This window comes from Pseudomonas sp., assembly GCF_050739655.1.
Lineage (GTDB): Bacteria > Pseudomonadota > Gammaproteobacteria > Pseudomonadales > Pseudomonadaceae > Aquipseudomonas.
Genome location: NZ_JBOIBY010000217.1, coordinates 1 through 9,554 on the forward strand (window position 1 = coordinate 1; position 9,554 = coordinate 9,554).

Genomic DNA, 9,554 nt, shown 5'->3' on the forward strand with positions numbered 1-9,554 from the left:
GCCTGCGGCAGCTCCTACAGGTGTAACGCCATATTTCGACGCCTAAATTCGCCGCCGTGTGCCTCGTTTACAGGACAGCTCCCCGTATCCCTTGGCCGGAACCCTGCATGAAACGTCCCCGTCAGACCCGACGCGCCCTGTTTATAGCACTCAGCCTGATCCCCGTTATCGCCGTTGCTGCCTGGCAGATCATCCCGCCCGGCCGCGATCAGTTCGCCACCGTGCAAGTCACCCGCGCCGACATCGAAAGCAGTGTCACGGCGCTGGGCACCCTGCAACCTCGACGTTATGTCGACGTTGGCGCCCAGGCGTCCGGGCAGATCCACAAGATCCATGTTGAAGTCGGTGACGTGGTCAAGGAAGGCCAGCTGCTGGTAGAAATCGATCCGTCCACGCAACAGGCCAAGCTCGACGCCGGGCGTTTCTCCATCGAAAACCTGAAGGCGCAGCTTGAAGAACAACGGGCGCTGCATGAGCTGGCCCGGCAGAAATTCCAGCGCCAACAGCACCTCAAGGCCGGCGGCGCCACTCGCGAAGAAGACGTGCAGACCGCCCAGGCCGAGCTGCGCGCCACCCAGGCCCGCATCGACATGTTCCAGGCGCAGATCCGACAGGCTCAAGCCAGCCTGCGCAGCGATCAGGCCGAACTCGGTTACACGCGCATTTACGCGCCGATGTCCGGCACCGTGGTCGCACTCGACGCCCGCGAAGGTCAGACCCTCAACGCCCAGCAGCAGACTCCGCTGATTTTGCGCATCGCCAAACTGTCACCGATGACCGTCTGGGCTGAAGTGTCGGAAGCCGACATCGGCCATGTCAAACCTGGCATGATGGCCTGGTTCACCACCCTCAGCGGTGGCACCCGGCGCTGGAAAAGCACTGTGCGACAGATTTTGCCGGTACCGCCAAAACCCCTCGACCAGACCAGCCAGGGCGGTGGCAGCCCCGCCAGCTCAAGCAAAAGCGGCAGCGCTCGCGTGGTGCTGTACACCGTGTTGCTTGACGTCGACAACACCGACAACGCCTTGATGGCGGAGATGACCACCCAGGTATTTTTTGTCGCCGATCAGGCGCAAAACGTACTGACCGCGCCGATTGCCGCCCTGCAGGCCGGCGCGCAAGCCGATTCCCAGACGGCCCAAGTGGTCGCCAAGAACGGCAGCATCGAACAACGCAATGTCCGCACCGGCATCAACGATCGTCTGCGGGTACAGATCCTCGACGGCTTGCAGGAAGGCGATCACCTGTTGATCGGACCGGCCGACGGGAGTGGCGGTTGAATGCTGACGCCCCTGATCTACCTTTCGGAAATCCGCAAAGCCTACGGGGGTGGCGACGCCCCTGAAGTCCACGTGTTGCGTGGCATCGATCTGTCAATCCATGCAGGGGAATTCGTGGCGATTGTCGGCGCCTCCGGTTCCGGCAAATCGACACTGATGAACATCCTCGGCTGCCTCGACCGTCCGACCTCGGGCGAATACCGTTTCGCCGGGGAAAACGTCGCCACACTGGACAGCGATGAGCTGGCCTGGCTGCGCCGCGAAGCCTTCGGTTTCGTGTTCCAGGGTTACCACCTGATCCCCTCGGGCTCGGCCCAGGAAAACGTCGAGATGCCGGCCATCTACGCGGGCACCCCGGCTGCCGAGCGCCATGCCCGCGCCGCCGCCCTGCTCGACCGCCTGGGCCTGGCCACGCGCACCGGCAACCGCCCGCATCAACTCTCGGGCGGGCAACAGCAACGGGTGTCCATCGCCCGCGCCTTGATGAACGGCGGCCATATCATCCTCGCCGACGAACCCACCGGTGCCCTCGACAGTCACAGCGGCAAGGAAGTCATGGCGCTGCTCGACGAACTGGCGAGCCAGGGCCATGTGGTGATCCTCATCACCCACGACCGCGAAGTGGCGGCCCGGGCCAAACGCATCATCGAAATCAGCGACGGCTTGATCATCAGCGACAGTGCACGGGACAACCCCATCGCGCAAAACTCGGCCAACCCCGGCGCCCTGCAAGCCGTAGATTTGCGCAAACGCCTGAGCGAGGGCGCCGAAGCCAACGGAGCCTGGAAAGGTGAGCTGGTTGACGCGGTGCAAGCAGCCTGGCGGGTGATGTGGATCAACAAGTTTCGCACTGCCCTAACCTTGCTCGGGATCATCATCGGCGTCGCCTCGGTGGTGGTGATGCTGGCCGTCGGTGAAGGCAGCAAGCGCCAGGTCATGGCGCAGATGGGCGCGTTCGGTTCCAACATCATTTACTTAAGCGGTTCGGCGCCCAACCCGCGAACCCCGCTGGGCATCATCACGCTGGACGAGGTCAAGGCGGTGGCGAGCCTGCCGCAAGTGATGCGCATCATGCCGGTCAACGGCCAGGAAGCCGGAGTGCGTTTTGGCAACCTCGACCACTTGAGTTACGTCGGCGGCAACGACACCAATTTCCCGGCGATCTTCAACTGGCCCGTGGTCGAAGGCAGCTACTTCACCGAAGCCGATGAACAGAACGCGGCAGCGGTGGCGGTGATCGGCCACAAGGTGCGCACCAAACTGCTCAAGGATGTGGCCAACCCCATTGGCCAATACATCCTGATCGAGAACGTGCCGTTCCAGGTGGTCGGCGTGCTGGGGGAAAAAGGCGCCAGCTCCGGCGACTCCGACAGCGACGACCGCATCGCCATCCCCTACTCTGCCGCCAGCGTGCGTTTGTTCGGCACCCACAATCCGGAGTACATCGCCATTGCCGCCGCCGATGCACGCAAGGTCAAGGAAACCGAGCAGGCCATCGAAGAGTTGATGCTGCGCCTGCACAACGGCAAGAAGGATTTCGAGCTGACCAACAACGCGGCGATGATCCAGGCCGAGGCGCGCACGCAAAACACCCTGTCACTGATGCTCGGTTCGATCGCGGCGATTTCGTTGCTGGTGGGCGGCATCGGCGTGATGAACATCATGCTCATGACCGTGCGGGAACGGACCCGCGAGATCGGCATTCGCATGGCCACCGGTGCCCGCCAGCGCGACATCCTGCGCCAGTTCCTCACCGAGGCGGTGATGCTCTCGGTGGTCGGCGGCCTCGCCGGGATTGCCCTGGCGCTGATCGTCGGCGGCGTGCTGATCCTCAGCGAAGTGGCCGTCGCGTTTTCCTTGATAGCGGTGCTGGGCGCCTTCGGCTGCGCCCTGGTGACCGGTGTTGTCTTCGGCTTCATGCCGGCCCGCAAAGCTGCCCGACTCGACCCGGTCACGGCCCTTACCAGTGAATGATTTTTCGATGAAGCCGTCCCTCAGTCTGTTGACCCTCTGCCTGCTGCTCGCCGGATGCGGCAGCCCCAATCAACGCCCGGACAGCGGCATTATTCCGCCCTCCTCCTGGCAATCGCCACATAGTCGAGAGGCCGCGCACAGCAACGCGCAATGGTGGAACCGCTATGGCAGCCCGCAGCTGGGGCACTTGATCGAACAGGCACGGGTCGGCAGCTACGACCTGGCCGCCGCGATCGCCCGGGTGCGTCAGGCACAGGCTGAAACTGTGGTCGCCGGTGGCTCGCAATTGCCCGAAATCAAGGCCGGGCTGAATGCTAACCGGCAGAAGCTGCTGCGCGGCAACGGCTACAGCCAGCTGGATGCCGACAGCGACAATGACTCTGTGGATTATTTCAGCGCCAACCTCACGGCCACTTACGAAATCGATTTCTGGGGCGGCCAACGCGCCACCCGCGACAGTGCGCAGTTTGCGTTGCAGGCCAGTGAGTTCGATCAGGCGACCGTGGAGTTGACGTTGCTCAGTGGCGTGGCCAATGGGTACGCGCAAACCCTGTCGTTGCAGGAACAAAGCCGTATTGCCGAGTTGAACCTGGCCAATGCGCAGAGCGTGTTGAGGCTGGTGCAGACCCGCTTCGATTCAGGTTCGGCGACCGCGCTGGAACTGGCTCAGCAGAAAAGCCTGGTGGCGGCGCAGCAACGGCAATTGCCTCTGGTGCAGCAACAGGCCCAGGACGCACGGATCAGCCTCGCCGCTTTGCTTGGCCGTCCAGTACAGGAACTCCAGTTGGGCCAGGAAGGTTTCGATCAACTGACATGGCCGGAAATCGATGCCGGCGTACCCAGCCAATTGCTCAGTCGTCGCCCGGACATCGCCCGGGCCGAAGCGCAACTGGCAGCGGCCCAGGCCGACGTCACCGTCGCCCGCGCCGCCATGTTGCCGACCGTGACGTTGAGCGCCGAAATCGGCTCTGGCGCTGACCGTGCGAATGACATTCTGCGCAGTCCGTTCTACAACCTGACCGCCGGGCTGCTGGCCCCGGTGTTCAACAACGGCCGCTTGGGCGCCGAGCGCGACAAGGCCACGGCCCGTCAGGAAGAACTGCTGCAAGACTATCGCGGCGCGATCATCAACGGCTTCGCCGACGTCGAGAAAGCCCTCAACAGCATTCGCGGGCTGGACGAGCAACGACAGTGGCAAGGTGAGGAACTGAGCCAGGCGCAAACCGCGTTCAACATTGCGCAAAACCGTTATGAAGCCGGTGCCGAGGACTTGCTGACGGTGCTGGAGACACAGCGCACGCTGTATGCGGCGCAGGACTTGAATGTGCAACTGCGGCTGGCGCGAATGCAGGCGAGTATTGCGTTGTACAAGGCGCTTGGGGGTGGGTGGCAGGTGTTGTAGATACCCTGTAGGAGCTCTGCGATAGATCGTTCCCACGCTCTGCGTGGGAATGCCTCAACGGACGCTCTGCGTTCGGCTCTTGATTGGGACGCGGAGCGTCCCTGGCTGCATTCCCACGCGGAGCGTGGGAACGATCAACGCGGAGCGTGGGAACGATCAGGCAGAGAACGGTTTGGCCTTCAAATGCCGCGCATACCATGGCCGCTGCGGCACTTTGCGGAACAGGTCCGCGAGTTTCTTTTCATCCTCGCCAAAGGTGATCCGCAGCGCCAGCTTCATGGTCTCCGGGTCCATCTCAACCGACTTGCCGGCCTGCAAACCCGGCGTAGTGCTGCAACCATGGGTGCCAGGGCCGAGCCACGGGTCGTCGATCTCGACCCAGCGCCCCGGCGCGAACCACGGCACGCCATTGACCTGCAGCCGGCTGACCTCCCCCGGATGAAAGCGTTCATGGGCGCGAAACCAGTCTTCCAGCCGATCATCTATCCAGCCATGGAAATGCCAGAACACCGGGTTCACATGGGACGAAAACGGATCCCCGAGGAAATCGTTTTCCGGCGCATACCAGCGTGCGGAAAAGTCCGATGGATCACGGGCAAACGGCACCGGTTGGCCATTGGACGGATCACGGGGCACCGAGGCCCAACGCATGTGCAGCCAGTCGTGCAGTCCCAATTCCACCTCTGAACCGAACTGCCCCAGAGTCAGCTTCGACAGGTAGCGCGGATCACGGTATTGCGACTCCCAGACCTGGAAATTGCTGTGATAGGTTTCGCTGGTCTTGATGTCGCTGACCCATTGCGAGTACTCGTCATCGTCCTCGGCCAGCCAGGTGGGCGGCAGCGCCGTACCATCGTGGTTGTCGAAATAGTTGGCGAAGCCAATACGGTCCCGCGCCAGCTCCGGTTGCGGCAAGGGGAATTGCGTCCAGGACGGCAGGTCCTGCAGCGAGCGCGCCGTGCCGAGCATGTGCCGATGCATGAAGAAAAAGTCCACGCCCGAGCCATTGCGATCCTTGCGATTGCCCCGGGCATCACGCTCCTTGTCCCGCGGGCCAGGCTGCCAGCCGATGCCACGCAAGGCGCTGCGCTTGTCTTCGGGCAAGGTGTGCCACTTGTCCCGGGAAGCATGCCAGAGCTGGTGAAACAGGCGATGTTCCTGGGACGTCAGCCAAGCCAACAGCGGCGGGTTAAGGCCGGTGCGCTCGCGGGCTTCGGGGAAGACTTTCTTGACGGCAATGAACCGATTGTCCTGGGCCGTCAGCATCAATGGCCGATCCAGGTCCAGCACGCGACCACTGAGCGAGCCGCTGCCCGCATTGCCGAACGCGGCCCAGACTTCGTCCAGCGCCATGCTGAATTCGTAATCACAGGTGTTATTGGCGCTGAGCAGCCGCCAGCTCAACTGAGCCGGTTTGACCCCGGCCAGATCGCCAAGCACCCGGTAACGGGGTTGCTCGCTGGAGCGCAAACGCTCGGCAGTGTCCAGAAAGCCGATCAACCCGCGCCCCTTGTGGCCGATGTCGAGAAATACTTCCAGGCCGTCCGCAGGCAATCCTTCAAGCCCGGCATCACGGCCTTCGAAACGGATCTGCCAGACGCCGCGCAACGTGTCCGCCAAACGCCGGCCGGCCACATCCGCCACATCGAACGACGCTTCACCGGGGGTGATCGTCGGATCCGGTTTCGTCCATTCGCGATGCCCATAAAGAGCCGCCGGCACCGCAGCACCCGTCAGCGCCAGGCCTGCCACGAACCATCGTCGAGAAATCCTCATTGCCCTACCTGTGTCAGCCATGGAGCAGGCTTTATCCAAGCTAGAACGATTGTTGCGTCCATAAATTTATGCCTCCACCCCAGATCGTTCCCATGCTCTGCGTGGGAATGCCTCCACGGACGCTCCGCGTTCGGCTTTGGATGGGACGCAGAGCGTCCCGGGCTGCATTCCCACGCAGAGCGTGGGAACGATCAAGACAGGAGAACGCATTCCAATGTGGGAGCGAGCCTGCTCGCGATGAGGCCGGTACAAACGACTAAATTCTCTGGCCGCTTACTCGTTCATCCCAGATAGCAAAGGCCCCCGCGCCTGCACTTCGACGGCGAACTGACTGAGACGGCAATGACAAAACCACGCTCGAAAAAGGCTCTTTTCATCGGCCTGCCGCTGGCCCTGGCGATCAGCGCCGGGGCAGGCTTCGCGGCCTGGGATTACGGGTTCAAGGACAACCCCGGCTACCCGGTCAAAGTGATGAAGCAAGCCGATCAATTGCATGAACGCCTGCTCTCGTTCGACAGCCACATCACCGTGCCGATGGACTTTGGCACCGCCGGCAATGAAGCCGACAAGGACGGCAGTGGCCAGTTCGACCTGGTGAAGACCGGGCGCGGTCGCCTGTCCGGTGCGGCGCTGACCATCTTCGGCTGGCCGGAAATCTGGAACGGCCCCAACGCGCCGCATCGCCCTACTGCCGGCTTCATCGACGAGGCGCGCTTCGAGCAGGAAACCCGCTACAAAATCATCACCACCCTGGTGCGTGACTTTCCCAATCAGGTCGCCATCGCCTACTCCCCCGACGATTTCCGCCGCCTGCATGGCGAAGGCAAATTCGCGATCTTCATGAGCATGCTCAACGCTTATCCGCTGGGTAACGACGTCAATGCCCTGGACACGTGGGCAGCGCGGGGCATGCGCATGTTCGGTTTCAGCTATGTAGGCAACAACGCCTGGGCCGACTCGTCCCGGCCGCTGCCGTTTTTCAATGATTCGCGGGACGCCCTTGGCGGTCTCTCGGATATCGGCAAGCAAGCCGTGCATCGTCTAAACGATTTGGGTGTGATCATCGACGTGTCACAGATGTCGACCAAGGCGCTGGAGCAAGTCGCCCGCTTGAGCCGCACACCGATGGTCGCGTCCCATTCGGCCCCGCGTGGGCTGGTGGACATTCCGCGCAACCTCAGCGACCACGAAATGCAGCTGATCAAGGACAGCGGCGGCGTGGTGCAGATCGTCGGCTTTCCGACCTACATCCGCCCCCTGAGCCAGGCCACCCAGGACAAACTCAACGCCCTGCGCGCTCGCTTCGACCTGCAACCCTTGCAAGGCCTGGAGATGGCATTGATGCCGGGCGATCCGATCATCACCGTCTGGCCCGAGCAGCGCTTTGGCGAATACGCCAGCCAGCTCTACGCCATTGTCGACGAAGAACCCAAGGCCACCCTCAAGGATTACGGCGATGCGATTGACTACGCGGTGAAGAAAATCGGCATCGATCATGTGGGCATCAGTTCCGATTTCAACGACGGCGGCGGCCTCGATGGCTGGAAAGATGTCAGCGAGGCGCGCAACGTCACCGCCGAGCTGATCAGTCGCGGTTACAGCGAGGCCGATATCGCCAAGCTCTGGGGCGGCAACTTCCTGCGGGTCTGGGACCAGGTCGAGAAGTCCTCCAAACCCGTCGCTAAAAACTGATGCCACTTTTGCCGAGCGAGCCCCAAGCCATGACCAATCGTCGTTCATTCCTCAAGCAGGCCGGCATACTCGCCGCTGGCTTGCCCCTGACTGCTGGCGGGAGCCTGCCGGCGCTGGCAGGTAATACGCAGCCCATGCCTAACCCCCTTCTCAAGGGAAAATGGATGCAATTGCGCCAGTTGTTCAATCAGGACCACGACTACCTGCACTTCGCCAATTTCCTGGTGACCTCGCACCCAACGCCGGTGCGCAACGCCATCGACCTGCACCGCGCCAACATCGACCGCAACCCCGGCCGGGCGATGGACTGGGACCTGCAGGAGACCGAAAAGCGCGAGCACAATGTGCGGGTCTGGGCCGGTCGTTACCTCAATGCCACGCCTGAGCAGATCGCACTCACCGGCAGCACCACCGAAGGTTTGGCGATGATTTACGGTGGTATTCAAGTGCGCCCGGATCAGGAAATCCTGGTCAGCGAACACGAACACTATTCCACCCACTACACCCTGGAATTCCGTCAGCAACGCCAGGGCACCAAGGTGCGCAAGCTAAAGCTCTTCGAGAACAGCCGCGACGTTTCGGTGGATGAAGTACTCGCTTCGATCAGCAAAGGCATCAGCCCGCAAACCCGCGTGCTGGGCATGACCTGGGTGCAATCGGGCAGCGGCGTGAAGTTGCCGATCGGCGAAATCGGCAAGCTGGTGGAAGAGCTGAACCGTCAGCGTGAGGAAAAGGACCGCATCCTGTATGTGGTCGATGGCGTGCACGGTTTCGGTGTCGAGGACCTGGAATTCCCCAACATGCACTGCGATTTCTTCATCGCCGGCACCCACAAATGGATGTTCGGCCCTCGCGGTACCGGCATCATTTGCGCCCGCTCGGCGGAGCTCAAGGACGTCACGCCGATCATTCCGACATTCTCGGAAGCCACCACCTTCTCGACCATCATGACCCCTGGTGGCTATCACAGTTTCGAGCACCGCTGGGCGGCGGATGAGGCGTTCAAACTGCACCTGGATCTTGGCAAGGCTGAGGTTCAGGCGCGCATTCATGAACTCAACACTTATGCCAAGAACCGGCTGCTTGAAATGCCACGGATTGAACTGGTGACGCCTCAGAGTCCGCAGCTGTCCGCCGGTTTCACGTTTTTCCGGGTCAAGGATACGGAGTGCGAAAAAGTCGCCACGGGCCTGATGCAGAACCGCGTGGTTTGCGATGCGGTGGAGCGTGATGCAGGCCCAGTGGTGCGCATCGCCCCCGGCCTGCTCAACAGCGAAAACGAGATCGATCGCTTTATGGCGTTGCTCAACAAAACCGCCTGACGGCATGACGCTGTCCCCCTGTGGGAGCGGGCTTGCTCGCGAATGCGGTCTGCCAAACAACATTGTTGTCGACTGACACACCGCTTTCGCGAGCAAGCCCGCTCCCAC

At 62.2% G+C, this 9,554-nt stretch carries 6 protein-coding genes; 5 read left to right on the forward strand and 1 reads right to left on the reverse strand.

Translation table 11 applies throughout. The annotated features are described in order from the left end of the window. The first annotated feature begins 107 nt into the window (after positions 1 to 107). Genes ACRESJ_RS10755 through ACRESJ_RS10765 form a run of 3 tightly spaced genes read left to right on the forward strand, consistent with a single transcriptional unit; the run spans position 108 to position 4,656 of the window. The gene (locus ACRESJ_RS10755; RefSeq protein WP_431757884.1) at positions 108 to 1,280 is read left to right on the forward strand and encodes an efflux RND transporter periplasmic adaptor subunit; all 1,173 of its coding nucleotides are present in this window, start codon (positions 108 to 110) and stop codon (positions 1,278 to 1,280) included. After that, positions 1,281 to 3,254, forward strand: coding sequence for a MacB family efflux pump subunit (locus ACRESJ_RS10760; RefSeq protein ID WP_431757885.1), 1,974 nt, complete (start codon positions 1,281 to 1,283; stop codon positions 3,252 to 3,254). 7 nt (positions 3,255 to 3,261) lie between these two features. After that, on the forward strand, positions 3,262 to 4,656 hold the full coding sequence (locus ACRESJ_RS10765) for an efflux transporter outer membrane subunit (RefSeq protein WP_431757886.1): 1,395 nt from the start codon (positions 3,262 to 3,264) through the stop codon (positions 4,654 to 4,656). A gap of 156 nt (positions 4,657 to 4,812) precedes the next feature. On the opposite strand, the gene ACRESJ_RS10770 is transcribed toward ACRESJ_RS10765, so the two are convergent. Next, a complete protein-coding gene (locus ACRESJ_RS10770; protein ID WP_431757887.1) occupies positions 4,813 to 6,432 on the reverse strand; it encodes a PvdJ/PvdD/PvdP-like protein in 1,620 nt (539 codons plus the stop codon). A gap of 342 nt (positions 6,433 to 6,774) precedes the next feature. On the opposite strand from ACRESJ_RS10770, the gene pvdM reads away from it, so the two are divergent. Together pvdM and ACRESJ_RS10780 are read left to right on the forward strand one after the other, a co-directional pair. Continuing rightward, the gene (gene pvdM / locus ACRESJ_RS10775) at positions 6,775 to 8,124 is read left to right on the forward strand and encodes a pyoverdine-tailoring dipeptidase-like protein PvdM (RefSeq protein WP_431757888.1); all 1,350 of its coding nucleotides are present in this window, start codon (positions 6,775 to 6,777) and stop codon (positions 8,122 to 8,124) included. A gap of 29 nt (positions 8,125 to 8,153) precedes the next feature. Further along, the gene (locus ACRESJ_RS10780; RefSeq protein WP_431757889.1) at positions 8,154 to 9,446 is read left to right on the forward strand and encodes an aminotransferase class V-fold PLP-dependent enzyme; all 1,293 of its coding nucleotides are present in this window, start codon (positions 8,154 to 8,156) and stop codon (positions 9,444 to 9,446) included. Positions 9,447 to 9,554: the final 108 nt, after the last annotated feature.

What these genes read in the sequence shown, in the direction of transcription:
- ACRESJ_RS10755 (WP_431757884.1), top strand. Translation starts at nt 108, where the DNA reads ATGAAACGTCCCCGTCAGACCCGACGCGCCCTGTTTATAGCACTCAGC.
- ACRESJ_RS10760 (WP_431757885.1), top strand. Translation starts at nt 1,281, where the DNA reads ATGCTGACGCCCCTGATCTACCTTTCGGAAATCCGCAAAGCCTACGGG.
- ACRESJ_RS10765 (WP_431757886.1), top strand. Translation starts at nt 3,262, where the DNA reads ATGAAGCCGTCCCTCAGTCTGTTGACCCTCTGCCTGCTGCTCGCCGGA.
- ACRESJ_RS10770 (WP_431757887.1), bottom strand. Translation starts at nt 6,432, where the DNA reads ATGAGGATTTCTCGACGATGGTTCGTGGCAGGCCTGGCGCTGACGGGT.
- pvdM (WP_431757888.1), top strand. Translation starts at nt 6,775, where the DNA reads ATGACAAAACCACGCTCGAAAAAGGCTCTTTTCATCGGCCTGCCGCTG.
- ACRESJ_RS10780 (WP_431757889.1), top strand. Translation starts at nt 8,154, where the DNA reads ATGACCAATCGTCGTTCATTCCTCAAGCAGGCCGGCATACTCGCCGCT.